Source organism: Halorubrum sp. B52 (genome assembly GCF_059752555.1).
This window is the reverse complement of record NZ_MWTG01000007.1, coordinates 719,737-744,872: the sequence shown is the minus strand read 5'-3', so window position 1 is coordinate 744,872 and position 25,136 is coordinate 719,737. Positions and strand designations below refer to the sequence as shown.

Annotated in this window: 28 protein-coding genes, 1 other RNA gene and 1 pseudogene; 13 read left to right on the top strand and 17 right to left on the bottom strand. The window is 72.3% G+C overall.

Going from position 1 to position 25,136, the window contains the following annotated elements; genetic code table 11:
- Positions 1–63 precede the first annotated feature (63 nt).
- Both B4V04_RS05195 and btuC read right to left on the bottom strand, forming a co-directional pair.
- Positions 64–1,350 carry an ATP-binding cassette domain-containing protein gene (locus B4V04_RS05195; protein ID WP_498229751.1) on the bottom strand — a complete coding sequence of 429 codons (1,287 nt, stop codon included), beginning with the start codon at positions 1,348–1,350 and terminating at the stop codon, positions 64–66.
- Positions 1,347–2,513 carry a vitamin B12 ABC transporter permease BtuC gene (gene btuC / locus B4V04_RS05190; protein ID WP_498229749.1) on the bottom strand — a complete coding sequence of 389 codons (1,167 nt, stop codon included), beginning with the start codon at positions 2,511–2,513 and terminating at the stop codon, positions 1,347–1,349. Before btuC ends, B4V04_RS05195 begins: the two co-directional genes overlap by 4 nt.
- A 62-nt stretch (positions 2,514–2,575) precedes the next feature.
- On the opposite strand from btuC, the gene B4V04_RS05185 reads away from it, so the two are divergent.
- A complete protein-coding gene (locus B4V04_RS05185; RefSeq protein ID WP_498229748.1) occupies positions 2,576–3,769 on the top strand; it encodes a PGF-CTERM-anchored ABC transporter substrate-binding protein in 1,194 nt (397 codons plus the stop codon).
- A 21-nt stretch (positions 3,770–3,790) separates the two neighbouring features.
- Here the strand turns inward: B4V04_RS05185 and B4V04_RS05180 are convergent, their stop codons facing one another.
- The 3 genes from B4V04_RS05180 to ligA form a co-directional block, all read right to left on the bottom strand.
- Positions 3,791–4,525: an MBL fold metallo-hydrolase gene (locus B4V04_RS05180; RefSeq protein ID WP_498229746.1), complete on the bottom strand. Its 735-nt coding sequence runs from the start codon at positions 4,523–4,525 to the stop codon at positions 3,791–3,793.
- A 35-nt stretch (positions 4,526–4,560) separates the two neighbouring features.
- Complete coding sequence (locus B4V04_RS05175; protein ID WP_498229744.1) at positions 4,561–5,448, bottom strand: hypothetical protein; 888 nt, start codon at positions 5,446–5,448, stop codon at positions 4,561–4,563.
- A gap of 75 nt (positions 5,449–5,523) precedes the next feature.
- The gene (ligA, locus tag B4V04_RS05170; RefSeq protein WP_498229742.1) at positions 5,524–7,332 is read right to left on the bottom strand and encodes an ATP-dependent DNA ligase LigA; all 1,809 of its coding nucleotides are present in this window, start codon (positions 7,330–7,332) and stop codon (positions 5,524–5,526) included.
- 158 nt (positions 7,333–7,490) lie between these two features.
- On the opposite strand from ligA, the gene B4V04_RS05165 reads away from it, so the two are divergent.
- Positions 7,491–9,056 (top strand): glutamate-cysteine ligase family protein, encoded by a 1,566-nt coding sequence (locus tag B4V04_RS05165; RefSeq protein WP_498229740.1) that lies wholly within the window; start codon positions 7,491–7,493, stop codon positions 9,054–9,056.
- Between the two features lie 439 nt (positions 9,057–9,495).
- On the opposite strand, the gene ffs is transcribed toward B4V04_RS05165, so the two are convergent.
- Both ffs and B4V04_RS05155 read right to left on the bottom strand, forming a co-directional pair.
- Positions 9,496–9,807, bottom strand: an RNA gene (gene ffs / locus B4V04_RS05160) — signal recognition particle sRNA.
- 48 nt (positions 9,808–9,855) lie between these two features.
- Entirely contained in the window at positions 9,856–10,263 is a 408-nt protein-coding gene (locus B4V04_RS05155) for a DUF7548 family protein (RefSeq protein WP_498229738.1), read from the bottom strand.
- Between the two features lie 133 nt (positions 10,264–10,396).
- Here B4V04_RS05155 and B4V04_RS05150 point away from each other — a divergent pair, with 133 nt between their 5' ends.
- Positions 10,397–10,855: a DUF7992 family protein gene (locus B4V04_RS05150; protein WP_498229737.1), complete on the top strand. Its 459-nt coding sequence runs from the start codon at positions 10,397–10,399 to the stop codon at positions 10,853–10,855.
- Positions 10,856–10,884: 29 nt separating this feature from the next.
- Here B4V04_RS05150 and B4V04_RS05145 read toward each other — a convergent pair whose 3' ends face one another.
- Together B4V04_RS05145 and B4V04_RS05140 are read right to left on the bottom strand one after the other, a co-directional pair.
- Positions 10,885–11,910: an aldo/keto reductase gene (locus tag B4V04_RS05145; RefSeq protein WP_498229735.1), complete on the bottom strand. Its 1,026-nt coding sequence runs from the start codon at positions 11,908–11,910 to the stop codon at positions 10,885–10,887.
- 95 nt (positions 11,911–12,005) lie between these two features.
- Entirely contained in the window at positions 12,006–12,284 is a 279-nt protein-coding gene (locus B4V04_RS05140) for a ribonuclease P protein component 4 (protein WP_256408508.1), read from the bottom strand.
- Positions 12,285–12,421: 137 nt separating this feature from the next.
- On the opposite strand from B4V04_RS05140, the gene B4V04_RS05135 reads away from it, so the two are divergent.
- The 5 genes from B4V04_RS05135 (at position 12,422) to B4V04_RS05115 (ending at position 15,526) form a co-directional block, all read left to right on the top strand.
- Positions 12,422–12,616 (top strand): methytransferase partner Trm112, encoded by a 195-nt coding sequence (locus B4V04_RS05135; RefSeq protein ID WP_186311006.1) that lies wholly within the window; start codon positions 12,422–12,424, stop codon positions 12,614–12,616.
- Positions 12,617–12,676: 60 nt separating this feature from the next.
- The gene (locus B4V04_RS05130) at positions 12,677–13,258 is read left to right on the top strand and encodes a DUF7524 family protein (protein WP_498229732.1); all 582 of its coding nucleotides are present in this window, start codon (positions 12,677–12,679) and stop codon (positions 13,256–13,258) included.
- A 100-nt stretch (positions 13,259–13,358) separates the two neighbouring features.
- Entirely contained in the window at positions 13,359–13,547 is a 189-nt protein-coding gene (locus B4V04_RS05125; protein ID WP_004050211.1) for a hypothetical protein, read from the top strand.
- Between the two features lie 22 nt (positions 13,548–13,569).
- Positions 13,570–14,019: an RNA-binding protein gene (locus B4V04_RS05120; protein ID WP_498229730.1), complete on the top strand. Its 450-nt coding sequence runs from the start codon at positions 13,570–13,572 to the stop codon at positions 14,017–14,019.
- A gap of 76 nt (positions 14,020–14,095) precedes the next feature.
- Positions 14,096–15,526, top strand: coding sequence for an FAD-dependent oxidoreductase (locus B4V04_RS05115; RefSeq protein WP_498229729.1), 1,431 nt, complete (start codon positions 14,096–14,098; stop codon positions 15,524–15,526).
- Between the two features lie 31 nt (positions 15,527–15,557).
- Here B4V04_RS05115 and B4V04_RS05110 read toward each other — a convergent pair whose 3' ends face one another.
- The 6 genes from B4V04_RS05110 to nth all read right to left on the bottom strand — a co-directional run bounded on the left by B4V04_RS05110 (position 15,558) and on the right by nth (position 20,127).
- Complete coding sequence (locus B4V04_RS05110; protein ID WP_498229727.1) at positions 15,558–16,073, bottom strand: hypothetical protein; 516 nt, start codon at positions 16,071–16,073, stop codon at positions 15,558–15,560.
- Complete coding sequence (locus tag B4V04_RS05105) at positions 16,070–16,564, bottom strand: phosphopantetheine adenylyltransferase (protein WP_498229726.1); 495 nt, start codon at positions 16,562–16,564, stop codon at positions 16,070–16,072. Before B4V04_RS05105 ends, B4V04_RS05110 begins: the two co-directional genes overlap by 4 nt.
- Positions 16,565–16,714: 150 nt before the next feature.
- On the bottom strand, positions 16,715–17,302 hold the full coding sequence (locus B4V04_RS05100) for a winged helix-turn-helix transcriptional regulator (RefSeq protein ID WP_498229724.1): 588 nt from the start codon (positions 17,300–17,302) through the stop codon (positions 16,715–16,717).
- 112 nt (positions 17,303–17,414) lie between these two features.
- A complete protein-coding gene (locus tag B4V04_RS05095; protein ID WP_498229722.1) occupies positions 17,415–18,494 on the bottom strand; it encodes a glutamate--cysteine ligase in 1,080 nt (359 codons plus the stop codon).
- Between the two features lie 215 nt (positions 18,495–18,709).
- The gene (locus B4V04_RS05090; protein ID WP_498229721.1) at positions 18,710–19,264 is read right to left on the bottom strand and encodes a DoxX family protein; all 555 of its coding nucleotides are present in this window, start codon (positions 19,262–19,264) and stop codon (positions 18,710–18,712) included.
- A 179-nt stretch (positions 19,265–19,443) separates the two neighbouring features.
- Positions 19,444–20,127 carry an endonuclease III gene (gene nth, locus B4V04_RS05085; protein ID WP_498229720.1) on the bottom strand — a complete coding sequence of 228 codons (684 nt, stop codon included), beginning with the start codon at positions 20,125–20,127 and terminating at the stop codon, positions 19,444–19,446.
- Positions 20,128–20,265: 138 nt separating this feature from the next.
- On the opposite strand from nth, the gene B4V04_RS05080 reads away from it, so the two are divergent.
- The 5 genes and pseudogenes from B4V04_RS05080 (at position 20,266) to B4V04_RS05060 (ending at position 23,227) form a co-directional block, all read left to right on the top strand.
- On the top strand, positions 20,266–20,631 hold the full coding sequence (locus B4V04_RS05080; protein WP_498229719.1) for a DUF5658 family protein: 366 nt from the start codon (positions 20,266–20,268) through the stop codon (positions 20,629–20,631).
- A 74-nt stretch (positions 20,632–20,705) separates the two neighbouring features.
- Positions 20,706–21,749, top strand: a complete 1,044-nt coding sequence (locus B4V04_RS05075) for a VOC family protein (protein ID WP_498229718.1) — start codon at positions 20,706–20,708, stop codon at positions 21,747–21,749.
- The gene (locus tag B4V04_RS05070) at positions 21,746–22,462 is read left to right on the top strand and encodes an alpha/beta hydrolase (protein WP_498229716.1); all 717 of its coding nucleotides are present in this window, start codon (positions 21,746–21,748) and stop codon (positions 22,460–22,462) included. The genes B4V04_RS05075 and B4V04_RS05070 overlap by 4 nt, the downstream gene beginning before the upstream one ends.
- 91 nt (positions 22,463–22,553) lie before the next feature.
- Positions 22,554–22,844, top strand: a pseudogene (locus tag B4V04_RS05065) (cupin domain-containing protein); the annotation flags it as partial.
- A gap of 98 nt (positions 22,845–22,942) precedes the next feature.
- Positions 22,943–23,227, top strand: a complete 285-nt coding sequence (locus B4V04_RS05060; RefSeq protein WP_498229714.1) for a transcriptional regulator — start codon at positions 22,943–22,945, stop codon at positions 23,225–23,227.
- Positions 23,228–23,251: 24 nt separating this feature from the next.
- Here B4V04_RS05060 and B4V04_RS05055 read toward each other — a convergent pair whose 3' ends face one another.
- Positions 23,252–23,929 (bottom strand): DJ-1/PfpI family protein, encoded by a 678-nt coding sequence (locus B4V04_RS05055; protein WP_498229712.1) that lies wholly within the window; start codon positions 23,927–23,929, stop codon positions 23,252–23,254.
- Positions 23,930–24,401: 472 nt separating this feature from the next.
- A complete protein-coding gene (gene hpt, locus B4V04_RS05050; RefSeq protein ID WP_498229710.1) occupies positions 24,402–24,971 on the bottom strand; it encodes a hypoxanthine/guanine phosphoribosyltransferase in 570 nt (189 codons plus the stop codon).
- Between the last annotated feature and the right edge of the window lie 165 nt (positions 24,972–25,136).

Genomic DNA, 25,136 nt, shown 5'->3' with positions numbered 1-25,136 from the left:
GTGATACCGGAATCGATTGCCGTCACGCGTCACGCGGGCGAGCCGCGTCGCCGAGACCGCGGGTTACGCCCCGTCGAGACGGCGAACCGCGTCGAGGAGCGCGTCGTCGTCGGCCGCGGCGTCGATCTCGACGACCCGGTCGGCGGCCGCGACGACCGCCGCGTTCGGCTCGGCGCGGTCGCTCTCACTTCGATCGGTGTCGCCGCCGTCGCCGTCAACGATGACGGTCGCGTCGGCCTCGCTCGCCAGTTCTGCCGCGGCCTCGCGGGTCCCCGCGCCGACCGGCTCGAACGCGGGGGCCGCGACCACCCGGGCGCCGGCGTCGCGGGCGGTCTCGGCGGCCGCGTCGCCCTCGGGGACCGCCCCGACCGAGAGCTCGTGGCCCGCGGCCGCGAGGCGGGCGACGACCCGCGAGGCCGCCCGCCCCCGCCCGACGACGTGGAGGCGTCGCGGGTCGGCCTCGCCGCGGTCCGCGTCGCTCCCGCCGGCCGCCCCGACCGCGTCGAAGGCGGTGACCGCGGGCGTCCCGGTCGCGGGGTTCCGTCCGACGAACGCCTCGGCGTCGAACGCGGCCCGGAGCGCGTCGGCGGTCAGGACCTCGTCGGGCGGCCCGGCCGCGTGGACGCCGCCGTTCGCGAGGACGACGATCCGGTCGCAGTAACGGGCCGCGGCGTCGAGGTCGTGAATCGCCGCGAGCGCGCTCCGGCCGTCGTCGACGAGGTCGCGGACGAGCTCGAGGGTGCGCACGGCGTGGTTCGCGTCGAGGCTCGCCGTCGGCTCGTCCAACAGGAGGGCCGGCGTCCCCTGGGCCAGCGCCCGCGCGAGCAGGACGCGCTGGCGCTCCCCGCCCGAGACCTCGGTGATCGAGCGGTCGGCGAAGCGCGCGACGCCGGCCGCGTCCATCGCCTCCCGCACCGCCCGGTCGTCGTCGGCGCCGTGGCCGTCGAACCGGCCGAGGTGGGGGGTCCGCCCCATCTCCACCACGTGCCGCACCCGGAAGTCGAACGCGAGGCTCGTGTCCTGCGGGACGCTGGCGACGCGGCGGCCGGTCTCGCGCGCGGAGAGGTCGGCGGCGCGGTCGCCGTCGAGCAGGACCTCCCCGGAATCGGGCGTGAGCGACCCCTTGATCGCCCGGAGCACCGTCGTCTTCCCCGCGCCGTTCGGACCGACGAGCCCGACGAGTTCGCCGCGGTCGACCCGGAGGTCCACGCCGGAGACGACCGGCACGTCGCCGAACGACACCGCCAGGTCGCTGACCCCGATGAGGGGGTCGTCGCCGTCGGGATCGGTGGCCGCGAGACCGTCGCCCGTCCCGACTCCGCCCCCCTCCGCGGCCGGTTCGGAGCTCACAGCTCGTGCACCTCCCGCTTCGAGAGCAGGTAGACGAAGAAGGGCGCGCCGACCGCGGCGGTGACGATGCCGACCGGCAGCTCCGTGCTCCCGGCGCGGGCGACCGTGTCGGCGGCGACGAGGAACGACCCGCCCGCGAGCGCCGCGGTCGGTAACAGGACCCGGTGATCGGGGCCGACGACCAGCCGGAGGATGTGCGGGACGATCAGCCCGACGAAGCCGATGATCCCCGCGAAGGCGACGCCGGCGGCCGTGATCAGCGCGGAGGCGCCAAGCAGGATCCGCTTGGTGCGCTCGACCGCGATCCCGAGCCCGCGCGCCTCCTCCTCGCCGAGCAGGAGGACGTTGAGGTCGCGCGCGTACACGAGGAGGAGGACGAATAGCGGGGGCACCACGACCGCCGTCGCGGCGACCTCGCTCCACGAGGCGCCCGAGAGGTGACCCATCAGCCACGCGACGACGCGGCGGAGCGACTCGCCGGCCTGCAGCTGGAGGTACGAGATGACCGCGCCGAGGAACGTCTGGACCGCGACCCCCGCGAGCAGGAGCGTCGCCACCGGGGTCCGCCCGTGCCGCGTCGCGATCGCGTACACGCCGAAGGCGGCCGCGAGCGCGCCGACGAACGCGAAGAGGCTGACGCCGGCACCGTGCGAGAGCCCCAGGTCGACCGCGCCGACCAGCGGGAGCGTGACGGTCGCCGACAGCGCCGCGGGGAAGACGATGAACGCGACGGCGCCGACCGCCGCGCCCGAGGAGACGCCGATGATCGACGGGTCGGCCATCGGGTTCCGGAAGAACCCCTGCATCACCGTGCCGGCCGCCGCGAGCGCGAAGCCGACCAGCGCGGCCATCAGGATGCGGGGGAGCCGGACGCCGACGACGATCTGCGCGTGGACGTCGTCGACCGGGAACGCGAACGGCGAGGCGTAGGCGAGGTCGACGCCGGGCAGCGTCAGCGGGCCCACGCCGGGGATCCGCAGGGTGCCGATCCCGGCGGTCGTCGTCTCGATCCCGGCCGGCACGCTGACCGCGTTCAACACGGCCTTCACGACCTCCGCGGGCGGGATCCGGACGGGACCGATCGCGGCGCTCACCACGGCCACGGCGACGAGCACGACCGCTAACCCCGCCGACCAGACCGACGCTCGCGTCCATGTACTCATTCGTTCTCCAACACAACTTGTAGTAGGTAAATACTTATTGGACGAGCCGCGTCGTCGATCCGATGCGAACGAGATACGTTATCGCGGTGGCCCTGCTCGTGACGACCGCCCTCGTCGGCGGCGTCGCGGGCCCGGCCGCGGGTGCACAGCCGGCGACGGTCGAGTCGCCGACGGACGGACCGACGCTCCAGGCCCCGACCGACGGGCCGAGCGTCCACCAGACGGGCGACGCGTGCGGGTTCCCGCTGGAGATCACGGACGCGACGGGGACGACGATCACGCTCGACGAGGCGCCCGAGCGGATCACGACGACGAACCCCTCGGCCGCCCAGACGCTCTGGGAGCTCGGCGAGCAGGACCGCGTCGTCGGCGTCACCCAGTACGCCGCGTATCTCAACGGGGCGAGCGAGCGGGAGAACGTCTCCGCGGAGGGGCTCGGCGTGAGCGTCGAGCGCGTCGTGGCCACCGAGCCGGACCTCGTTCTCGCGCCGAACGCGTCGGCGGGCCAGGTCGAGGCGCTCCGCGAGCAGGACCTCACCGTCTACCACTTCTCCGAGGCGACCTCAATCGAGGACATCGCGGAGAAGACCGAGACCGTCGGTCGCCTCGTCGGGAACTGCGAGGCCGCCGCCGAGACGAACGCCGAGATGAATGAGGCCGTCGCCGAGGCCGAGAACCGGACCGCCGACCTCGACCGGCCGGACGCGCTGTACCCGCTCGGGAGCGGCTTCGTCGCCGCGAACAACACGTTCATCAACTCGATCATGGAGGCCGGCGGCGTGAACAACGTCGCGGCCGCGGAGGGCGACGGCTACCCGCAGCTCTCCAACGAGGTGATCCTCCAGACCGACCCCGAGCTGATCTTGGTGACCACCCCCGACGCGGCGATCTTAGAGGAGGAGCCGTACGCCAGCACGACCGCCGGCACCGAGGGCAACTACGTCGTGATGAACGTGAACTACCTCAACCAGCCGGCGCCGCGCAGCGTGATCGAGTCGACGACCACGCTCTCGACCGCGGTCGCCGAGCTCCAGACGCAAGACGGAGGGACGGACGCGACCGACGGTGAAGACGGGAGCGACGACGGCGGAACCGACGGCGACGATAGCGAGAACGGATCTGACGGCGAGGACGGATCGACCGAGGACGGCAGCGACGGCGGAGACGCGAGCACCGGCGACGAGGCGCCCGGGTTCGGCGTCGTCGCCGCGCTGGTCGCCGCGGTCGCGGCGGCGCTGATCGCTCGGCGGCCGTAGGCGATTCCCGAGCGTCGACCCCTACTGATTCGCCGACCGGGCGTCGAGCGCGACCGGGATCGACCGGGCGGCCACGTCGCCCGCGAACGCCTCGCCGTCCGCCTCCAGCTGCTCGAAGGTGTCGTAGTGGATCGGGACCACCAGGTCCGGGTCCATCCGCTCGGCCAAGTCCGCGCTCGTGTGTCTATCGGAGACGATGCCGCCCCCGCCGATGTTCGCGAGGAATATCGAGACGTCGAGCTCCGCGAACGCGTCGAGCGCGTCGGAGTCGCCCGGCCAGAAGGCGGTGCGGTCGCCGAGGCCGAGCAGGAACCCGCAGCCGAGCCCGGGCGGGTGCGTCACCGAGCCGTCCGGGCCGGCGTTCGGTCCCTCGGGGTCGTTGTGGGCGGCGACGGACCACACGGTCGCCTCCCCGGCGGGCGTGTCGACGTCGACGCGCGCATCGTCGTCGACGCGGATCACGTCGTACTCGTCGGCGAGCGAGTCGACGGACTCCACGTCGCGGTCGATCCCCGCGGGGTCGACCGCGTCGTAGATGACGAGCGTCGCCTCCTCGCTCGCGACCGACCGGATCCCCTCGGGGTCGTAGTGGTGGTCGTGGGTGACGACGACGAGGTCGCCGTCGCGCGCCCAGTAGTCGTCGAGGACGCCGTACCGCCCCGGGTCGGTGTAGGCGACCGGGCCGTCCTCGGGCGCGAGCCGCGCCGTCGCGTAGCCGAGCCACTCCACCGCGAAGTCGTCGTAGCGGACAGTCATGGCAGGCGATCCGGACGCGGGCGCCTTGAGGGTGGCTATGGGCGGCCGACGCCGCCCGGCGCCTCTCCCCCGCCGCCGACGCGGATCAGGTCCCACGCGTCGTCGAGGTCGGCCGCGCGGCTCTCGTCCCCGCTCTCACTGCTCCCACCCCGATCGGGCGCGAACGCCGCCCCGAGCACGTGCTCCGGGACGATGGGCATGGGGATCGGGACGTAGCCCGCGGCCCGCATCGGCGCGAAGCCGCTCGCGCTCTCGACGACCGCGCCGTCGGCGCCGCGCCGCACCCGGAACCGCTTGTCGTCGGGGTGCCGGCTGTACGCGTACGGGAACGCCTCCGCCGGCGGCTCCCGGAGGCTCTCGACCCCCGCGAGCACCGCGACGACCCGCCCGTCGACCTCGCAGACCAACCGGGGAACGACCGGGCGACCCGCCTCGTCGACGGCGGCGGCGTCGACGCCCGGTCCCGCGGGCACCGGGCCGACCGGCGTGTCGGTCTCGCGCCACGCGAACGTCGGCTCCCCGAGCCCCTCGAACCGGACGCAGGCGTACCCGCCGCCGGCGACGGGGATCCGGTCGGGGCCGGCGTGGAACTCCCGGCGGCCGTCGCGCTCGGCGACGAGCAGCGGGGGGTCGGCGAGCAGCGATCGCACCCGCTCGGCGGTCGGATCGTCCTCCACGACGAAGCACGCGCGGCGGTCGCGGTCGAGCGCGTGCGCGAGCCGCGAGGCGATCACCGTCGGCGTCGCGTCGTCCGGCGTGAGCGGCTCGACCGCGAGGGGCGATCCGCCGTCCCGGGGCGTCGCCACCGCCGGGGGCTCCGCCCGCGTCTCGGGGTTCGCGACCTCGTAGCCGTCGTCGGCGAGCCGGGCCGCGGCCGCGTCCGTCAGCCGTCGTCGCGTCGCGTCCCCGAGCGGGCCTGGCATACGAGGGGATACGGGCCCGAGCGTCAAGGAGTTTCGCGTGGGCGAGTCGCGCTCGGCCCGGCGGAATTCAACACGTCACGCCGAGTCGCCCGCGAGCCGCGCGACACGCTCCAGCGAGTCGGCGTCCGCGACCGACTTGTCCTCGCGGACGCCGACGAACCGCGGGAACCGCAGCGCGTACCCCGACGAGTACGTCGGCGACGTCTGGATCTCCTCGTAGCCGACCTCCAGGACGACCGCGGGCCGGATCGAGAGCTCGGTCCCCTCCTCGCTCACGACGCGGGGCTCCAGCCGCTCGGTGAGGTCGGCGAGCTCCTCGTCGGTGAGGCCGGTCGCGACCTTGCCGACGGTCGCGAACCCCTCGCCCTCCTCGCCCCCCTCGCCGTCTCCTCCCGCCCGCACCCCGAGCAGGAACGTCCCGAACAGCTCCGCGCGGCGCCCCTCGCCCCACTCCGCGCCGACGACGACCGCGTCGAGCGTCTCCACGTCGGGCTTGCGCTTCAGCCACTCCCGCCCGCGGTCGCCCGGGGTGTAGGGCGCGTCCGGGTCCTTCAGCATGACTCCCTCGTGGCCCGCATCGAGCGCGGCCGCCTCCGCCGCCTCGATCGCCTCGACGTCGCTCGCTAGGTCGAGGTTCGCGGCCGCGTCCGGCAGGACCTCGGTGAGGCGGTCGTGGCGGACCCGGAGCGGCTCGTCGAGGAGGTCGTCGCCGTCGACGTGGAGGCAGTCGAAGGCGTGGAGCCGGAGCGACACCTCCTCGCGCATCTGGTCGACGTCGTGTTTGCGGCGGAACCGCCGCAGCACCTGCTGGAACGGGAGCGGGTCGCCCGCGTCGTCGACCGCGACGACCTCGCCGTCGAGGATGACCGGGACGTCGACCCGGGCCGCGACTCGCTCGGCGATCTCCGGGAGCGCGTCGGTCACGTCGTCCATGTTCCGGGAGTAGAGTTTCGGGCCGAACCCGTCGCTTTCGGGGGCTTTCCCGTCCTCACTTCCCGGCACGTAGTGGACCTGCACGCGCGCCCCGTCGAACTTCGTCTCGACGGCGACCTCGCCGAACGACTCGACCGCGTCGGTCGCGGTGCCCGCCTGCGCGAGCATCGCCTGCACGGGGCGCCCGACGACGAGCCCCTCGGCCCGGAGCCCCGCGAGGCCCTCGTCGCGCGCGAGCGCCGCGACCCGGCCGTAGTCGTTCGTCACCTGCAGCGCGCGCTCGACGGCCGCGACCGCCTCGTCGCCGGCGCGGAGGGTCGGCTCCTCGTCGTCGCTCTCGGCGGACTCGGACTCCGGATCGGTCAGGAACGCCTCGGCGATCGCGTCCCGGACGGTTCCCTCGCCGACGCCGATCCGCATCTCGCCGAGCACCAGCCGCGCGAGGAACTTCGCCTCGGCGGGATCGCATCGATTGAACAGCCCGAACAGCGCGTCGAGCTTGCGCGACTCGCTGCCGTCCCCCGACGCGGCCGCCAGCTCGCGAAGCGCCGCATCCAGCTCGGCGACCGTGAGCGCGTCGCGGCCGTCGCCGAAGGCGGCGAGGCCGCGCTGGCCGCCGAAGTCGAAGCCGGCGGCGACCGCGCCGATCTCGCCCGCCGACGCGAGCCGGTCCTCGACGTCGGCGGCGGTCACGTTCGGGCCCGCGGCGCGGGCGATCGCCTCCCGGCACAGCGCCGGCCCGATATCGAGCGTCCGCGTGTCGTGCGCCGGAAAGATGCGTCCGAGAAGGAGCCGAGTGACCGTCGCGAGGTCGTCGCCGTCGCTCGGGTCGTCCGCGCTCCCCTCTCCGCCGGCCTCGCGGAGCAGATCCGCGACCGCGAGCGTCGTCTCGATGTCGCCCGGCTCGGCCGCCAGCCGCTCGGCCCGCGCGGCGAACGTGGCGAACTCCATGTGCGGAGTCGGCGATCGGCGGGCAAAAACGCGCCGGTCCGTCCGCCGACTCGACCGCACGCCGTCTGTCGGTCGCCCCGGCCGCTCGTCGTGCCGATCGTCCCCACGCGACCGATCGGCCGTAGCCCTTTTTACCGGGCCGACACGTCGACCGTCCCATGAGCACGGAGTCCGCCCTCGCAGACGGCGTCCGCGAGGCGCTCGCCGTCGACCCGGACGAGTTCGCCGCGCGCGCCGAGGAGGAGGCGGAGATCGTCAAACAGGAGCTCCGCGACGGCTCCTTCGACAACCACCAGTCGATCGTCGGCTTCGAGTACGAGTTCTACGCGGTCGCCGACGGGCGCTGGAGCGAGGAGTCGCGGGCGGGCGAGTACGCCCTGATGCGCGTCCCGCGGCGGCTCTTAGAGCTGATGGGGTTCGAGAAGGAGCTCGGGCTCCACAACGCGGAGATGTCGACGAGCCCGCAGCCGCTCTCCGACCACGGGCTCCGGGCGCAGCTCGCGGAGGTGCGAGCGCGGCTGGAGGCCGCGGAGAACACCGCCGGCGTCGAGGGGATGCGGCTCGTCTCCGACGGGCTCTGGACCATCCCTCCGACCGGCGAGACGGCCCGCGAGTACCTCACGGACTGCGTCGACGTCGACGGCGTCACCGTCGCGGTCAACATGAGCGACGCGGTCCGGTACCACGCGATGGCGAACACGGGCGACGACGAGCGCGGGACGGTCGTCGAGGCGCCGGGGGTGTCGCTCGCGGCCGACACCGTGATGCCGGAGAGCCTCATCACCTCGATCCAGCCGCACTACCAGGTCGCGCACGCGGAGACGCTCCCGCGGTACTTCCGCTACGCGCTCCGGATCGCGGCGCCGCTCCTCGCGCTCGGCGTCAACTCGCCGTTCTTCCCGCCGGACCTGTACGACGACGGCTGGGACGGCGAGCGCGTCCTCGCCGAGGGCGCCGCCGAGAACCGGATCCACGTGTTCGAGTCGGTGCTCAACGAGCGGACCGACGACGACAAGGTGCGGTTCCCGCGCGACGTGCACGACGTCGAGACCGCGGTCGACCGGATCGCCGGCGACGAGACGCTCATCCCGATGCCGGAGCCCGAGGGGACCGACCGCTTCGACGACCAGTTCGCGACGTTCCGGACGAAACACGGCAGCTACTGGAGGTGGGTCCGCCCGGTCTTCGAGGGGGCGAGCCGGTCGAGCGCGAACGCCCGGATCGAGTTCCGCCCGATCGCGGCCCAGCCCACCGTCCGCGACTCGATCGCCTTCCAGGCGGCGTTCGCCGGGCTGATGGAGGCGCTCCCGCAGCGCGAACACCCGGTCATCCGCCTCGGCTGGGAGACCGCCCGCGACAACTTCTACGCCGCGGTCGCCGACGGGCTCGACGCCGACATCGAGTGGATCGGCCGCGACGGCGAGACCACGACCGACACCGACGCGATCTACGAGGACCTCCTCGACCACGCCGAGGCCGGCCTGCGCACCGCCGGCTGCCCCGAGGAGGAGGCGGCCTCGTGGCTCGCGCCGCTCCGGTGGCGCGTCGCGAACCGGACCACGCCGGCGAGCTGGAAGCGCGACCGAGTCCGCGCGCGCCTCGAGGCCGGCGACGACTTCGAGACCGCGGTCCACGACACACAGCGCGAGTACATCGACTGCCAGTCCGACACGCTCATCGACGGCGGCTTCTCCGCGTGGAAGGACAGCGGCGAGGCGGAGTAGCTATTTATAAAACGGCCGATCGAGACCTACGACCGATCCGGCGCGTCCCGGTGAGCGGCCCGTAGGGCCGCGAACCGACGGCGCGAGGGAGTCGGTGGTCCGGAGCGAAGCGGAGGACCACCGACGAGGCTGGGGAGGCGTGAGGCTGTGGTGCGGTCGCGGTCGGGAGGGACTCAAAGGGGCAGCCGCGAGGACGAAGACGGGCGTTCACGAGAGCAGAGCTCTCGTGAGCCAATCAGAACGCGCAGCGTTCTGATGACGACGCAAGGACCACAGGAGCGAACGACGTGAGCGACGAGGACCGCAGCGAGCCCATCGAGTTCTCGCGGCTGGGGCTTTGGCGGTGTTCACCGTCGATCCCGAGTCAATCCCTTTTAAATGAATGGTCGTGTCACCAATCGAGTATCGCTCACGCTCACCGGATTAAAACGCGTATGAATGGCGGACAGGCGGGGTGGCCCGGCGTTCCGGCGCGGGGTATCCCGGTTGCCTTCTCCACCCCGCGACCCGACGAGCGACGGGCGTTCGGCGATGGGCTGCTCGCTTCCGCGCCTGACCCGGTGTCGCCGACGAACCGCGACGGACCGCTCCTGCGAGCGGGCGCCACGGACCGCTGTCCCCGGCGGACGAGGCTTCCACGTTGGCTCTCGGGGCCCGCGCCGGTCTGACCGGACGCGCCCGCTGTTCGGTCCCCGCTGAAGACTACCTCACGGGTGACGAGCGGGGCCTAACCGCCCGACCTAGTCCGTCTGACGATACTCGGGTCCGGCATAAGGGCCTTTCGTTCGGCGGCTCCCCGTTACGACAGCAGCGCGCGGGCGTACGCCGCGGCGGAGACCGGGAGCGGGACCGACAGGGCGACGACGGCGGGCGCGTGCCAGCGCAGCCAGCGGTAGTCGGCGTACATCGTCGTCGGCTCGACGGCGAGCGCCCACGCCGCCGCGCTGAGCGTGGTCGCGAGGCCGAGGATCACCGCGACGCCGGCGAGCGTTCCGGGGTCGAGGTTCCCCTGCTCGACCGAGGCGACGACGACGGCGCTCAGCAGCGCGAACAGCGCGATGCCGCCGGCGCCGAGGGTGCCGGCGGCGTAGTAGCCGGCGAGCTGCGTCGCGTACCCCGACACGAGCGCGTACGGGGCCGCGAGCACGACCACGGTGACGACGCCGGCGGCGATCCCCGTCCGGCGCGAGACGTCGCGGAGATTCATGCTCACGGCTCGGTCCGGGACCGCGGTAAAAGAATCGGATCGGCGGCGGCCGCGTCCCCACGCCGACCGCCTCGCCATCGCTCCCGCCGGCGACCCCCGTACCGTTTTGAGTCGCCGGCGCGGAGGGGGAGGCATGAGCCTCGACGTCGACCCGCCGGAGCCGCCAGAGCTCGCCGCCGTGGACCCCAACGAGTACGAGGACGCGGAGGTCGCCGGCGGCGAGTACCGCCGCGACGACCTGGAGGAACTCCTGCACGAAGGCGCGTGGGAGGACGCCTTCGCGGAGTGGGCCGCCGGGAGCGACATGGACGAGGAAGACTGGGCGATCGCCGTCGATCTCGGGCTCGTCTCCCGGTTCGACTTCTTCTGGGACGACTTCGCCGACCGCGTCGGCTACCACGCGCCCGGGCTTCCGGAGGACTGGAAGGAGCGCGACCTCCACCCCGACCTCGACTCGTGGGGGACCGTCTCCGCGATCAACGCGGGGCTCACGGAGCTCGGCCAGATCGTCTGCGAGACGCTCAAGGAGGAGTACATCGACTGGGAGGCCGACTTCGAGGCGCCCGACGACCTCCCCGACTTCGACGAGTAGCGGGGGCGATTGCGACGTGGGCGACCGGCTCAGTGCCCCCAGAGCGTCCCGTCCGGCGCGTACCGCGCGTCCATGATCCGGTCCCACTGGTCGTCGGACAGGTCCAGATCGGTCGCGGCGACGTTCTCCGCGAGCTGGTCGGTCGTGCGCGCGCCGACGATGGGGACGCAGGTGAACTCGTCCCACTCCGTCAGCCACGCGAGCGCGACCTGGGCCGGGGCGGCGTCGAGCTCGGCGGCGACCTCGCGCACCGCGTCCAGCACCTTCCAGCCGCGCTCGGAGAGGTAGAACCGCTCGAAGCGGTCGTCGAAGCTCGCCCGCGAGCCGTCCGGCGCGATCACCTGCTCGGGGTCGTCCGGGTCGGCGCGCTCGTACTTCCCGGTGAGGAACCCGCCCGCGAGCGGGGAGTACGGGCAGACGGCGATGTCCTGGTCGACACAGACGTCGAGGTACTCCTTGACGTCCTCGTAGTAGCCGGCGTGGTGGAGCGGTTGGACCACGTCGAACCGGGCGTAGTCGTTGACGTCGGCGGTCCACAGCGCCTTCGTCAGCTTCCAGGCGGCCATCGTCGACGCGCCGAGGTAGTGCACCTTCCCCTCCGAGACGAGCTCGTCGAGGACGCGCATCGTCTCCTCGATGGGCGTCTCCTCGTCCCAGCGGTGGATGTAGTAAACGTCGAGGTAGTCGGTGTCGAGACGGTCGAGCGTCCCCTCGACCTGTGCTCTGACGTGCTTGCGGCCGAGCCCGGAGTCGTTGGGCCCGGGCTCGCCGCGCCCGTCGAACGGGAAGTACACCTTCGAGGCGATCACGTAGTCCTCGCGGTCGCGCTCCGCGAGCCACTCGCCGACGTACTCCTCGCTCGTCCCGTTCGGCGTCCCGTACACGTTGGCCGTGTCGATGAAGTTGATCCCGTGGTCCGCGGCCGCGTCGAGCAGCTCGTGGGCCTCCTCGCGGCCCGTCTCGACGACGCCGTTCGTCTCGCGCCCGAAGCGCCACGTCCCGAAGCAGAGCTCCGAGACGCTCAGTCCCGTGTTGCCGAGCCGTCGGTAATCCATACGTCCCTCTCTCGTCGGCGATTGATAAAGCGTGGCGGCAGCGGCGGTCCGGCGGGTGGCGGTCGACCTCGCCGGAGGACGAGTCCCCGCCGCGCTCACTCGAACGGATACCGCGCCGTCGACCCGCACTCGCGGCAGCGCACGACGACGCGGCCGGGCCGGAGCCGGACGCGGCCCGTCTTCCCGGGGCGGAGGTACACGTCGCAGTCGTCGCAGGTCCGCCGGGAGAAGTCGGCCGGGAGGCCGCAGCGGTTCCGCTCCGCGATCCGGCGCGCGAGCGCGACGTACTCCCGGGAGCGGTCGTACTCGCCGTCGACGACCGCCTCGCGGGCGAGCGTCAACAGGCGCTCGATCCGTTCCGACGGGATCCCCATGTCTCGCCGGGGGTGACGGACCGGCAAAGTCGTTGCCATCGAGTGCGGGCCGCGTCGGGTTCGCCGTCGCTCGACCGTGGGCTCCCCAACGCATCGGACCCGCACGCTTTTTTATCGGTCCGCGCGAACCGCGTGGTATGAAGGAATCCCTGATGGACGTCGTCTGCTGCCCGCTCGACAAGGCCGACCTCGAACTCGACGTCGACGACCGCGACGAGGAGGAGATCCTCGCCGGCACGCTCACCTGCACCGAGTGCGGCGAGACGTACCCCATCGAGGACGGGATCCCGAACCTCCTCCCGCCGGACATGCGCGAGGAGGCGACCGCCTAGCCCGGATCGGGCCCCGAATCGTACTACATCTTTTTTTAGTGTGAGTTCGTCGACCCGTGCGTGCCGACACTCGCCGTCGAACTGAACGGGGACGCCGTCCACTCGATCCGGGCACCGGACCGGTTCGCGACGACCGGTCACTTCTCGATCGCCTTCGAGAACCTCGGCCGGTCGACGCACGTCCACCTGCACTTCGACGACGACCTCGCCCGCGTCTGCTCGATCGGCGAGACGAACCACTTCGTCGACGACGAGTCGACCAGACGGGTCCACGTCACCGCCGACGAGGTCGACGAGCCCGTCGTCGGGAAGCTGAAGATCGTCACCGGCTACGGCTCGAACACCCGGTACGTCGACGTCAGGCTCGACCCGCCGCCGGACTCCGGGCCCGACGAGGTCGCCGTCGACGAGACGTTCACCAAGCCCCCGGAACGGTCGCCCGACCCCCCGCCGCGGCAGCGCGCCGCGAACGCGGTCGCCGGCCTCGTGGAGCGGGGGGGACTGCCGGGAGTCGTCCTCGGCCTCCTCGCAGTCGTCGCCGGCGTCGCGGTCGCGGTCGCGGTCGACAGCCTGATCGTCTCGGTCGCGGTCGGCGTCGTCCTGGCGGTGTCGATCGCGGCCGTGCTGCTCGCGCTCGCGTGACCGGGTTCGTCTCTCGGCTCGGTTCTCGCGCCCCTGACCCGACGGCGGTCCGGCGCTCCGGATCCGCGCGCTTTTAACCGTCCCACCGGAACGAGCGGGCATGAGCTTCGAGAAGGAAGACGAGGTCGTGCTCCACGACAAGCACAGCGAGTACGACGGCGAGACGGGCACGATCACGCAGGTGATGGAGACGATGTTCGGCGACGCGACCTACACGGTCAGCTTCGAGGACGGCCAGGAGACGGGCGTCCCCGAGGACGCGCTCGACGCCGTCGAGAGCGAGGAGTAACCGACCCCCTTCCCCGACCCGCATGGCAAAAGTCCCCTTCCACTACGTCGACCTCCGGGCGTTCTCGTACGCGACCGAGGACGAGAAGCGGGTCGCGGACGCCCTCCGCAGGTTCCTCCCCGAGGACGCCGAACTCGACCGCGTCGAGAACGTCGGCCACCACGGCGACCGGATCGTCGTGCTCTCCGCCCGGATCGAGAACGCCGACGGGATGCGTCACGTCCTCGACGCGCTGGCCGACCTCGACGACGTCGACCGCGTGATCGACGAGCTCGACCAACGCGTCGACGACAACTGCGCGCTGTTCCTGCGCGTCGACAAGCAGGCCGCGTTCCGCGGCGAGGTCCGGCTCGGCCCGGGGATCACCGTCCGCGCGAAGGTGGAGGCGTACCCGGCGAAGAAGGAGGCCGCCGTCGAGAACGCCCGCGAGACGCTGTCGCGGCTGGCCGAGGACGGCGACGGCGACGCCTGACCGGGCGGGTCGGGGCCGGGCGCTCGCCCCGCATCCGCGACGTGGCTTTTTGTGCGGTCCCGCCGTCGTCGAATTCATGAACGACCCCTTCGTCGTGGTCGGCGCCGACGCGGCCGGGCTGAGCGCGGCCAGCAAGTTCCGCCGCGAGGCGCCCGACCGCGAGGTGATCGTTTTCGAGAAGGGACGGTGGATCTCGTACGCCTACTGCGGCATGCCGTACTTCATCGAGGGGCGCGTCGAGCGGCTGTCGGACCTCCTCTCGCTGTCCCCGAGCGACGTCGACGAGCGCGGGATCGACCTCCGACGCGGCCACGAGGTGGTCGCGGTGGATCCGGACAAAAAGACCGTCGCGGTCGAGACCGCCGACGGCGACTCGTTCGAGCAGCCGTACGGCGACCTCCTCGTCGCGACCGGCGGGCGCGCCTCTACCGGCCCGTTCGACGTGCGCGGGGTCGACGGCGCGTTCACGCTCCACGACATGGACGCCGCGGCCGCGATCGACGCGTACGTCGCCGAGCCGGACGCGTACGACCCCGCTCGCGCCGACGCCAGCGCGGTCGACCGCGAGCGCGTCGAGCGCAACGCCGCGATGCCCGCCCCCGAGACGGCGGCGATCGTCGGCGGCGGCTACGTCGGCGTCGAGACGGCCGAGGCGCTCTCCGGCCGCGGCCTCGACGTCCACCTCTTCCAGCGCTCCGGGCACCTGCTCCCGCCGTTCGGCGAGGCGGTCGGCGAGCGCGTCGAGGCGGAGCTGATCGCGGAGGGCGTGACGGTCCACACGGGCAGTCCCGTCGAGGCGCTCGTCGGCGACGACCGGATCGAGGGCGTGGCGTTCGACGGGGAGACGCTCCCCGCCGACATGGCGGTCGTCGGCGTCGGGATCGAACCGAACACGGCGCTGCTCAACGGGACCGGCGTCGAGCTCGGCGAGGGCGGCGCGGTACTGACCGACGGGCACGGCCGGACGAGCCTGCCGGACGTGTACGCCGCCGGCGACTGCGCGACCGCGTTCCACGCCGTCACCGGCGAGCCGGCGTGGATGCCGCTCGGCCTCACCGCGAACCGCGCCGGGCGCGCGATCGGCGCCACCGTTGCGGGCGACCCCTCGCCCGTGGGCGACATCGCGGGCACCGCGGTCGTGAAGGCGTTCGACATGGAGGCCGGTCGCGTCGGCCTCGTCGAGGACGCCGCCGCCCGCGAGGCAGGCTTCGACCCCGTCCGCGAGACCGTCACCGCCGGCTCCCGCTCGGGGTACTACCCGGGTGCGGCGCCGACCGACGTGACGCTCGTCGCCGACCGCGACTCGGGGCGCCTGATCGGCGGGAGCATCGTCGGCCCCGACCGCGCCGCGATCCGGATCGACACGCTCGCGACCGCGCTGGAGGCCGACATGACCGTCGCCGAGGTCGAGCGGCTCGACCTGGCGTACGCGCCCCCGTTCAGCCCGGTGTGGGACCCGGTCCTCGTCGCGGCGAAGGTGCTCAACGGGACGCTCGACGACGCGTAGGGTTCAGAATCGGTCGCTCGCCTCGGTCGCGTCAGTCGCTCGGCTCCGTGTCAGCGTCCCCGTCCGCGGCGGTCGACTCGGTTTCCCCCTCGTCGCCGCCGCCGATACCGGCGATGACCCGCCCGATAGCGTAGCCCGCGAGCCCGACCGCGACCGCGGCCGCGAGGGCGACGCCGAGCGGTTCGGCGACAGCGACCGCGAAGGGGAGCGGATCGGCGAGGGGGATCGCGTACGGCGTCGGGCCGATCGCCCGCAGGAGCGCGGCCGCGAGGGGACCGTACGCCAGCAGGACCGCGGGGAGCGCGCCGGCTCCGACGGCGGCGAACGCGACCGTGCCGACGGCGGTCAGCGCCGCGAGGGCCGCGGCGACCGGTGCGGTGACGCCGGCGGCGGGCGTCAGGCCCGCGACCGACCCGGCGAGTGAGGCCGCGTCGAAGGCGACGTACGAGACGGCGAAGCCGACCGCGCTCCAGACGGCCGCGCGCTCGAATCCGGTCTCTCCGACCGCGACGCGGGCGAGCCGTCCGGAGTCGTCGTCGGCCGTCATTCCGGCCGGGTCGCGCCGCGACCCTCGCGGTCCGGCGTGAGGTTGCCGTGCTCGTCGATCTCGCCCGCGACGATCCGCGTCGAGGAGATGCGCTCGCCGTCCTCGGCCGGCACGTGGTCGACGACGACGAGTTCGAGCGGGTCGTGGCCGCGCTCGCGACGGATCTCGTTGATCCGCTCGCCGCCCGCCTTCGTCTCGGGGGAGACGATGAGGGCGTCGAACTCGGGCTCGACGGCGATGCCGGTCGGCTCGGTGAGCTCGCGGACCGCGAACTCGCGGTCGTACTCCTCGGCCCGCGGCGCCAGCTCGGCCTCCAGATCGCGCTTGCGGCGGTCGTACGGGCGGACGTAGCGCTCGACGTGGCGGGTCTTCGGCGCGAGCTCGTCGGAGGTGAGGCCGACGGTGACGTCCCCCAGCTCGAACGCCCGTTCGAACAGCTTCCGGTGGCCGTCGTGAACGGGATCGAAGGTGCCACCAAGCGCGACGTTCATGCCCGTCGGTTGCGCGGGCGGAACTTAAAGTGTCCCGAACTCGGGAGCGCCGCGGAAGCGGAGTCGGTCGCGTTCGCCGTGCGTCACGGCCTCGTCGCTATCGACCCGCTCGGTCGTCTTCGCCGTCGCCATCGTCGTCGGCCTTGCCGATCACGCGGTCTCGTCGTCGGCCTCGTCGCCGTCGCCATCGTCGCCGTCGTCCTCCCCGCCGCCGACGGAGATCTGCACCGGCTCCGCGTCGCCGTCGGGCGACTCGCCCCCGAGCCGGCGGTCGAGGTTGAAGACGGCGTTCAGCTCGCGCTGGACGTCGCCGACCACGCCCCGGACCAGCTCGCTCGGCGCGATCGCCTCGTACTCGTAGGGGTTGTTGCCGGCGCCGCTGGCCTCGCGCTTGTCGCGCTCGACCGTCCCCTCGTCGTGGAGCTCCGCGAGCGCCTCGCGGACCGTGCTCGGGTAGAGGCCGGTGCCGTCGGCGACCTCGTCGCTCGTGCTCCGCGGGTTGTCCCGCAGGTAGACGTAGATCCGGGCGCGCGTCTCGGTGTCGAGCAGCCACGCCAGCAGGTCGACGACGTTGTCGTCGAACCCCTTGACCGCCTTGTCGGCGCCCTCGCCGAGCCGCTCTTTCGTCCTGCGGAGCTCCTCTCGGGTCCGCTCGGTCGGCGACTCGTCTCCTCCCCCGAGGGCGGCGCCGTCACCGGGATCCGCGGCGGGGTCGTCGTCGAAATCGTCGCTCGTCATACCACAGAGTGGGATCCGCGCGCCCAAAAGGGTTTCTCGTCGCTTTCGTTCCGACGGAAAACCGGCGGCGCTCCGAGCGATCGGGTCGCCCGCCGCCGTCGTCGCCCCCTCTTCACGGCGACAGGACCAGATCCTCACACAGCGCGTCGATCCCTGACTCCTCGCGGAGCCGGCGCTGGCGCTCGGTGCCGCTCTCGGCGTCGTACACCTCGCGGATCCCGGAGATCCCGAGCCGGTCGCACTCGCGTTCGACGACCTCGCCGAGCGAGACCGTCTCCTCGCCGCTTCGGTCGACGAACGAGGCGTCGTGTCCGTGGCGGATCGCGCGCCACTTGTTCTCGTCGAGGAGCTCGCGGCGGAGCGCCGGCGCGGACTCGCCGTCGGCGTAGCGCTCGGCGTAGTCGACGACGAGCGCGTGGACGTACTCGACCAAGGCGAGAGTGACCGCGGGATCGCGCTGGGCGTCGGGCGCGCGCACCTCCACCGTCCCGTGACCCGTGTGCGGGCGCACGTCGAACCAGAGCTCGCCGCGGTCGGCGATCGACTCCGTCTCGACCATCCGGCGCTCGTAGCGCTGGAAGGCGTCGAAGTCGTCGAACGCCGACGGGATTCCCGTGTTCGGGAGGTTCTCGAAGATCTTCGCGCGGGCCGAGGCGAGCCCGGTGTCGAAGCCGTTCCAGAACGGGGAGTTCGCGGACAGCGCGAGCAGGACAGGAGAGTGCCAGCGGAGCCGGTTGGCAATCTGCACCGCCTTGTCCGCGTCGTCGACGCCGACGTGGACGTGGAGCCCGGCCGTGGTGTTGCGGTGTTGCGGGTACTGGATCCGGTCGAGCTGCGCCTTGTATCGGGGCTTCCCGACGTGGTCCAGCTCCCGCCACTTCGCCGCCGGATGGAGCCCCGCGGCGGCGATCCGGTAGCCGTCGGCGGCGGCGTGGTCGACGAGTGCCTCCCGCACCGTCGACAGGGCGTCCGCGGCGTCCGCCGGGTCCTCGATCAGCTCCGTCTGCGCCTCGATGGTGCATTTGAACAGCTCGTGGTCGAACCCCTCGGGCACCGCGCTCGGCGGGTCGCGGCCGTAGACGAGGTCGTCGGTCCCCGAGGTCGGACGGCCGTCGGCATCGACGATGTAGAACTCCTCTTCGATGCCGAGCGTTCCCATCCGGGCGAACGCGTCCCGCGAACCGAGTTCCATTACCGCCCCGTACCGGCCGCGCGGTCTTATATGAATTGGAACCCGAAACGACGCGCCGGTGTCGTCACCGGATATTTAAAACGAGACTGACGGTGGCGCCGACGCTCGGCGACGAAGCGACTCCGAGAACAGAGGCGGTCGAAAACGAGTCGGCGGCACGCGACTGTGCCGGCGTTTCACCGCGTCGGACCGTCACCGCGCCGGACCGTCCCCCTTCAGCCGAGGACGTACCGGAGCTTCGGGAAGCGCTCGACGAGCGCCTCGCCGCCGACTTGGATCTGCTCGATGTACGCGTCCAGCCCGAGGACGCGGCCCGCGCCGAACGCCGCGACCGTGAGGAACACGACCGCGTAGATGAGCGTCGACTCGAACAGCGCCAGGAACTCCCCCGACCAGCCGCCGAGGTAGAACAGCATCATCTGCATGGCGCCGCCGAGTGCGGCCAGCCGGACGAACGCGCCCAGGATGAGCGCCGCGCCGATGAGCAGCTGGGTCGCGGGCACGACGACGTTGACGATCTCCATCAGCGCCGCGTTCGACGCCATCGCGGCGAACAGGCCGCTGACCGGGCTCGCGGGGTCGACGTTCGCGAGGTACCCCGCGGCGTCGAACGGCCACTCCGAGACCTTCCCGAGGCCGGCGAACAGGATCATCCCGCCGATCGTCGCCCGGAGCATGACGATGAACAGCGCCGACAGCGAGTGCGCCTTCCCCAGCAGCGTGATCCCGCCGAACTCCCCGCCAAACTCGTTTGTGGTCTTCGTGGACATTGTGTCTCTCCTCACTTGCGGATACGCCGGATAGAATCATAAACCCGGAAGCGAGTTCCCTTTCAAGAGGAACGGATCGGGGACCTCCCCCGGTCGTTTGGGTCTTTAAGTACGCACGCCGAACGCGCCGTCGAGTCCGGCGGTTCGCGGGACCGAATCGTCGCGAGTTTTCCCGCCGCTCACCACGCCTCGCCGCTCGCGAGGTCGACCTCGGCGTCGCCCTTCTCGGAGGGGCAGACGTCCGCGAGCACGCACTCCGCGCAGTCCGGGTTGATCGCGGTGCACGTGGCTCGCCCGTGGTCGATCATGAGGTGCGTGAACTGCTGCCAGTCGCTCTCGGGAACGACGTCCAGCAGGTCCTGTTCGATCGCTTCGGGACGCTCCTCCTCGGTGATCCCCAATCGCCGCGTGAGCCGCTGGACGTGGGTGTCGACGACGATCCCCTCGACGACGTCGTGGCCGTGCTGGAGGACGACGTTGGCGGTCTTGCGCCCCACTCCGGCCAGGTCCGTCAGCTCGGACATCGTGTCCGGGACCTCGCCGTCGTGCTTCTCGGCGATGTCCGCGCACGCCGACCGGATGTACTTCGCCTTGTTGTTGTAGTAGGTGATCGAGTTGATCGCCTCCGCGAGCTCCTCCTGGGGCGCGTTCGCGTACTCCTCTGGCGTCTCGTACGTCTCGAAGAGGTCGGCGCACACCTTGTTCACGCGCTCGTCGGTGCACTGCGCGGAGAGGATCACGGCGATGAGCAGCTCCAGCCGGTTCGAGTAGTTCAGCGAGATCGTCGAGTCCGGGTACTCCTCGTACAGCCGGTCGAGGACCTCCCCGACCTGCTCTTCCCGCGGCTCCAGTGGCGTGCCCATGGGGATCCCTCCGGCCGGTCGACATTGAACGATCCGGAAGCGGCGCGGGCGGTCTCGGTGGCGGGTCGGTCCCTCCAGGGGGAGCGAAACGGACCGCCGAACCGGCAGATTCACGTCGCCGCCCCGACAGGTCGAGGCGTGTCCCGGTCCCGCGATCGACGGCGCCGCCGCCCGGCGTACAGCCGCCGGCCCCAGGAGTTCTACTGGCTATGGATCGCCGCCACCGCCACGTACGGCGTCGGCGACGTCGTCTCGACGATCGCCTTCCTGGAGTACGTCCCGACGATCGACGAGGCGAACCCGGTCGTCGCGCTCGCGCTCGACTCCTTCGGGCTCTCCGGGCTGGTTCTGTTAAAAATCGCCGTCTACCTCGTGATGCTGTGGATCAGCGTCTCGGGCGCCCGCGACGGCGACGCGCTCCTCTACTACTTCCCGCCCGTCCTCCTGACGCTCGTCGGCACCTACCTCACCGCGAGCAACGTCCGGCTGCTGTGGCTGTCCTGACCGTCGCGGGGGATACCGCCCGCCGGGCCAACCCGACCGACACCGGTTTGCGACGCGCGCTCCACGGTGCCCACATGCTGTCTGACACCCCCGGACTCCACCACGTCACCGGGATCGTCGGCGACGCGGGGGCCGCCGCCGAGTTCTACGGGGAGACGCTCGGGCTCCGGCTGCTGCGCCGCACGGTGAACTACGAGGACGTCCTCCAGTACCACCTCTACTTCGGCGACGCGACCGGCGCGCCCGGCTCCGTCTTCACCGTCTTCCCGGACCCGCACGCCGACCCCGGCCGGACCGGGAAACCCGGCTACGAGGCGGTCGCCTTCGCGGTGCCGCCCGGCTCGCTCGGCTACTGGCGCGAGCGACTCGCCGAGCGGGACGTGACAGTCGACGTCGACACCGCCGCCCCGGCCGGCGACGACGAGGGAGCCCAGACCGACACCGACCGCTTCGGCGACGACCTGATCGCGGTCACCGACCCCGCGGGTACCCGGGTCGAACTCGTCGAGAGCGACGCGGACGGGGAGCCGCGGGTCGGCTCGGGGGAGGAGGAGCGCGGTCGCTCCGGCGCCGATCCGGTACCCCAGTCGGCCGCGATCCGGGGGCTGTACGGCGTCACCGCGCTGCCGGCGGACCCGTACGGGACCGCGAGTGTCCTCGACACGCTCGGCTTCGAGTACGAGGCGGAGGCCGGCGACCGGATCCGGTACCGCGCGCCGGGCGACCGCGCGACCGTCGTCGACCTGCTCGACCGGGACGCGCCGTACCTCCGGGAGGGACCCGGGACGCTCCACCACGCCGCGGTGCGCGTCCCCGACCGCGAGGCGCTCCTGGAGTGGCACGAGCTGTTCCGCGACCGCGGCTACGACGTCTCCCGCGTGAAGGACCGCCACTTCTTCCACTCGCTGTACGTGCGCGGTCCCGGCGGCCTCCTCGTCGAGCTCGCGACCGAGGCGCCGACCCCGGACGGCCCCGCGGGACCGGGACTCGTCGACCCCGACGCGACCGGCCACGCGCGAGAGCTGTACCTTCCGCCGCGGTTCGAGAGCGACCGGGAGCTGATCGAGAATCAGCTGCCCGCGTTCGAGGTCGGGGGCGCTGAATCTCTCGACAGATGAGCCGCCCGCTTCCGGGAGTCGAAGGCCCGCACGCCGACGCGACGCTGGTCACCGGCGGCGCCCCGGCCGCCGCGGCCGAAGTCGCGGTCGTGCTCGTCCACGGCCGCGGGGGGACGCCCGAGGGGCTCGTCCGGCTCGCCGACGAGTTCTACCGCCCGGGCGCGACCTTCCTCGCGCCGGGCCCGGTCCGGTCGAACTGGTACCCCGCCGGCCACGACGCGCCCGTCGCGGCCAACGAGCCGGCGCTCACCTCGGCCGTCGCCTGCGTCGCCGCCGCCTGTCGGGTCGCCGGCGATGTCGGGATCGGCCCGGAGCGGGTCGTCCTCGTCGGCATCTCGCAGGGCGGGAGCGTGGTGAGCGAGTTCCTTCGGCGGCGCCCGCGGCGGTACGGGAGCGCGTTCGTCGTCTCCGCGGCGCTGCCGGGCGCGGACCTCGCGCACCGGGCGGTCGCCGGGGCCGCAGACGGGGACGACCGGGGGGAGCCGGCGCCGCTCGCCGGCACGCCGGTCGCGCTCGACAGCAGCGCCGGCGATCCGTACGTCGCGGCCGATCGCGTGCGCGCGACCGCCGACGTCTTCCGACGCGGCGGCGCCGCGGTCGACCTCCGGATCGACGAGGGCGACGGCCACGGGCTCTCGGACGCGACGACGGCGCGGATCGGCGACCGGATCGCGGCGCTGCTTCCGGGCGACGCGGACGCGGCGTCGGAGTGAGCCGAACGTGTTCGCGACACCGCACATGGCGGTCGCGGGGGATCCGGAACGTATGACCGACCTCGACGACGCCCCCGCGGCGGACCGGGCTCGCATCGCCGACCTCGACGGCGAGCCGCACGCGGACGCGTTCCCCGGGCGGGAGCCGAAGGCGATCCGGCTGTCGCTGGAGGCGGGCGAGCGCGTACCCGAGCACGAGCACCCGGACAGAACCGTGCTGTTCCACGTGCTGGAGGGCGCCGTCGACGTCGCGCTCGACGGCGACCCCCACCGCGTCGAGGCCGGGGAGGTCCTCCGGTTCGAGGGGGAGTCGGCGGTCGAGCCGACCGCGCGCGAGGACAGCGTCGCGCTGGTGGTGTTGTCGCCGCGGCCCGCGGAGTGACGCGGGTCACCGATCGGTCCCGACGATCCGACCGGTTCGGTCCGCGCCGTCGCCCTCGCGCCGTCGCCGTTTTATTCGCCGCCCGCGAACGCCCCGCCATGGAGACGACGCGCCAGCGGATCGCCGGCACGCTCCGCGAGGGGCCGGCGACCGCGAGCGACCTCGGCGAGTCGCTGTCGCTGCCGACGCCGGTCGTGTACGAGCACTTAGAGCACGTCTCGCGGTCGGTCGCCGACGACGGCGCCGACGAGGAGTTCCTCGTCGCGCCGCCCGAGTGCCGCGACTGCGGCTTCGACGGCTTCGACGACCCGATCAACGAGCCGTCGAGATGTCCGGAGTGCAGAAGCGAGCGGATCGGAGAGCCGGCGTTCGTGATCCGGTGAGCGGCGCCCCTTTTCGAAAGCGGCCTACAGCTCGTCCAGCAGCGTCGCCGCCGCGGCCGCCGAGGAGCCCGGGCCGCGGGCGGTGATCAGGTCGCCGTCGACCGTGACGCTGGTGTCGGCGTCGAGTTCGGCGTCCCAGTCGGCGCCGGCGAGGACGACCTCGTCTTCGACCCAGTACGGGAGCTTCCGGCCGTCCGGCATCACGTCCTCGTCGTCGACGATCCCGTCCTCCCACTCGTTCGGGAAGCCGGTGACGGAGCGGCCCTCCACGAGGGGCGTCCCGTCGGCCTCGCGGGTGAACGCCAGGATGCCGACCGCGTGGCAGACGACGAGCGCGACGCCATCGTCGCCCGCGACCGCGTCGAGCAGCAGCTGGCGGGCGTGCCGGTCCTGGTTCACGTCCCAGACGGTGCCGTGGCCCCCGGGGAAGACTACCGCGTCGTAACCGTCGGCCTCGACCGTCGCGATCGGTTCCGGATCGTTCAGCCCCGGGTGCTCCTCGTCGATCTCGCGGAACTCGGCGACCCGCTCCTCGCCGCCCGCGGCCTCCGGGTCGAGCGACCGCTCGTCGACGACCGGCGGCGACCCCGACGGCGTCGCGATCGTCACGTCGACGCCCTCCGCTTCGAGGGTCGTCAGCGGCTCGATGCACTCCTCGGCCCAGTACCCCTCCTCGCTCACGACGAACAGCGCGCTGCTCATGTGTACCTCACCGTTCGCGACCCCGACATAAAAGGCGCCCGCGCCCGGCAGCGACCCGGGGCTGGCGCGGGGTTTATAAATCGTCTCGGGAGCGGTGGCGCATGCCGGTGAGCGGCCGGCAGGCCGCGAACCGCACGCGCGAGGGAGTCAGTCGCCCGGAGCAACGCGGAGGGCGACTGACGAGGCTGGGGAGGCGTGAGGCTGCGGTTGCTGTGCGGGCGGGACTCAAAGGGGCAGCCGCGAGGCGGGCGGAGGCGACGCAAGCACTGCAAGGAGCGAGCATCGCGAGCGACTGAAGCGCGCAGCGAGCGTGCGCCCGCCTCGCGGCTGGGGCTTTGGAGGTGTTCACCGGAGATCCAGTGTCAACCGCGTACAGCCGAGCGGCTGGGGCTTTGGCGGTGTTCTTCGAGTCACCGCCGGCAACGGAACACGAGCGTCTGGCTACGCTCACTCAAAAAGCGGTCCGTGATTATTACTCGTCGCCCTGCGCGTCGACGATCACGACCTCGCCGTCCTCGACCGTGACGTTGATCAGCGTCTTCACGTTGTAGTCGGTGCCGTCGAGCTCGTTGTCGCCGGCCTTCTTGATCACGGCGACGACGTCGACGACCTCGGCGCCGACCTCGTTCGTCAGCGCGTCTAAGATCGCCTTCATCGTGCCGCCCGTCGAGAGCACGTCGTCGAGCACGAGGACGCGGTCGCCCTCCTCCACGTCGTTGATGTACATCTCCGACTCCGAGTAGCCCGTCTCCTGGAACAGCGGGACCTCGCCGTCGAGCCCGTACTGGCGCTTCCGGATGACGACGAGGGGGATGTCGGTCATCAGCGAGAGCGCGGTGGAGATGTGGATCCCCATCGCCGCGGGGGTGACGATCTTGTCGACGTTCTCCAGCTCCGCCTTCCGGATGATCCGGATGACGATCTCCCGGAGCAGCTCGGGTTCGAGCATGGGGACGCCGTCGCTGATCGGGTGGACGAAGTACTGGTACCCGCCTTTCTCGATGATCGGCGCGTCGAGGAGCGACTGCCGCAACTGGTCCATGTCGCCGGTACTCGGGCGGATTAATAAAGCGTGGCGATCCCCCGATCGCGTGGACGTCGGTGGCACGGGCCGCGGAGGGGTCGTCTCCGGGTCGACGCGACCACCCGCGCGAGGCGTCGACGGGTCATCGCCGGAACGCCACCGAAGCCGCTCCGCGAAAGAATA

Coding starts and splice junctions, on each gene's coding strand:
- B4V04_RS05060 (WP_498229714.1), top strand. CDS start 22,943: ATGGAGACGACGCGCCAGCGGATCGCCGGCACGCTCCGCGAGGGGCCG.
- B4V04_RS05165 (WP_498229740.1), top strand. CDS start 7,491: ATGAGCACGGAGTCCGCCCTCGCAGACGGCGTCCGCGAGGCGCTCGCC.
- B4V04_RS05155 (WP_498229738.1), bottom strand. CDS start 10,263: ATGAATCTCCGCGACGTCTCGCGCCGGACGGGGATCGCCGCCGGCGTC.
- B4V04_RS05110 (WP_498229727.1), bottom strand. CDS start 16,073: ATGACGGCCGACGACGACTCCGGACGGCTCGCCCGCGTCGCGGTCGGA.
- B4V04_RS05070 (WP_498229716.1), top strand. CDS start 21,746: ATGAGCCGCCCGCTTCCGGGAGTCGAAGGCCCGCACGCCGACGCGACG.
- B4V04_RS05100 (WP_498229724.1), bottom strand. CDS start 17,302: ATGACGAGCGACGATTTCGACGACGACCCCGCCGCGGATCCCGGTGAC.
- B4V04_RS05140 (WP_256408508.1), bottom strand. CDS start 12,284: ATGGGGATCCCGTCGGAACGGATCGAGCGCCTGTTGACGCTCGCCCGC.
- B4V04_RS05120 (WP_498229730.1), top strand. CDS start 13,570: ATGGCAAAAGTCCCCTTCCACTACGTCGACCTCCGGGCGTTCTCGTAC.
- B4V04_RS05145 (WP_498229735.1), bottom strand. CDS start 11,910: ATGGATTACCGACGGCTCGGCAACACGGGACTGAGCGTCTCGGAGCTC.
- B4V04_RS05125 (WP_004050211.1), top strand. CDS start 13,359: ATGAGCTTCGAGAAGGAAGACGAGGTCGTGCTCCACGACAAGCACAGC.
- B4V04_RS05135 (WP_186311006.1), top strand. CDS start 12,422: ATGAAGGAATCCCTGATGGACGTCGTCTGCTGCCCGCTCGACAAGGCC.
- B4V04_RS05075 (WP_498229718.1), top strand. CDS start 20,706: ATGCTGTCTGACACCCCCGGACTCCACCACGTCACCGGGATCGTCGGC.
- btuC (WP_498229749.1), bottom strand. CDS start 2,513: ATGAGTACATGGACGCGAGCGTCGGTCTGGTCGGCGGGGTTAGCGGTC.
- nth (WP_498229720.1), bottom strand. CDS start 20,127: ATGGGCACGCCACTGGAGCCGCGGGAAGAGCAGGTCGGGGAGGTCCTC.
- hpt (WP_498229710.1), bottom strand. CDS start 24,971: ATGGACCAGTTGCGGCAGTCGCTCCTCGACGCGCCGATCATCGAGAAA.
- B4V04_RS05090 (WP_498229721.1), bottom strand. CDS start 19,264: ATGTCCACGAAGACCACAAACGAGTTTGGCGGGGAGTTCGGCGGGATC.
- B4V04_RS05105 (WP_498229726.1), bottom strand. CDS start 16,564: ATGAACGTCGCGCTTGGTGGCACCTTCGATCCCGTTCACGACGGCCAC.
- B4V04_RS05095 (WP_498229722.1), bottom strand. CDS start 18,494: ATGGAACTCGGTTCGCGGGACGCGTTCGCCCGGATGGGAACGCTCGGC.
- B4V04_RS05055 (WP_498229712.1), bottom strand. CDS start 23,929: ATGAGCAGCGCGCTGTTCGTCGTGAGCGAGGAGGGGTACTGGGCCGAG.
- ligA (WP_498229742.1), bottom strand. CDS start 7,332: ATGGAGTTCGCCACGTTCGCCGCGCGGGCCGAGCGGCTGGCGGCCGAG.
- B4V04_RS05185 (WP_498229748.1), top strand. CDS start 2,576: ATGCGAACGAGATACGTTATCGCGGTGGCCCTGCTCGTGACGACCGCC.
- B4V04_RS05150 (WP_498229737.1), top strand. CDS start 10,397: ATGAGCCTCGACGTCGACCCGCCGGAGCCGCCAGAGCTCGCCGCCGTG.
- B4V04_RS05180 (WP_498229746.1), bottom strand. CDS start 4,525: ATGACTGTCCGCTACGACGACTTCGCGGTGGAGTGGCTCGGCTACGCG.
- B4V04_RS05115 (WP_498229729.1), top strand. CDS start 14,096: ATGAACGACCCCTTCGTCGTGGTCGGCGCCGACGCGGCCGGGCTGAGC.
- B4V04_RS05175 (WP_498229744.1), bottom strand. CDS start 5,448: ATGCCAGGCCCGCTCGGGGACGCGACGCGACGACGGCTGACGGACGCG.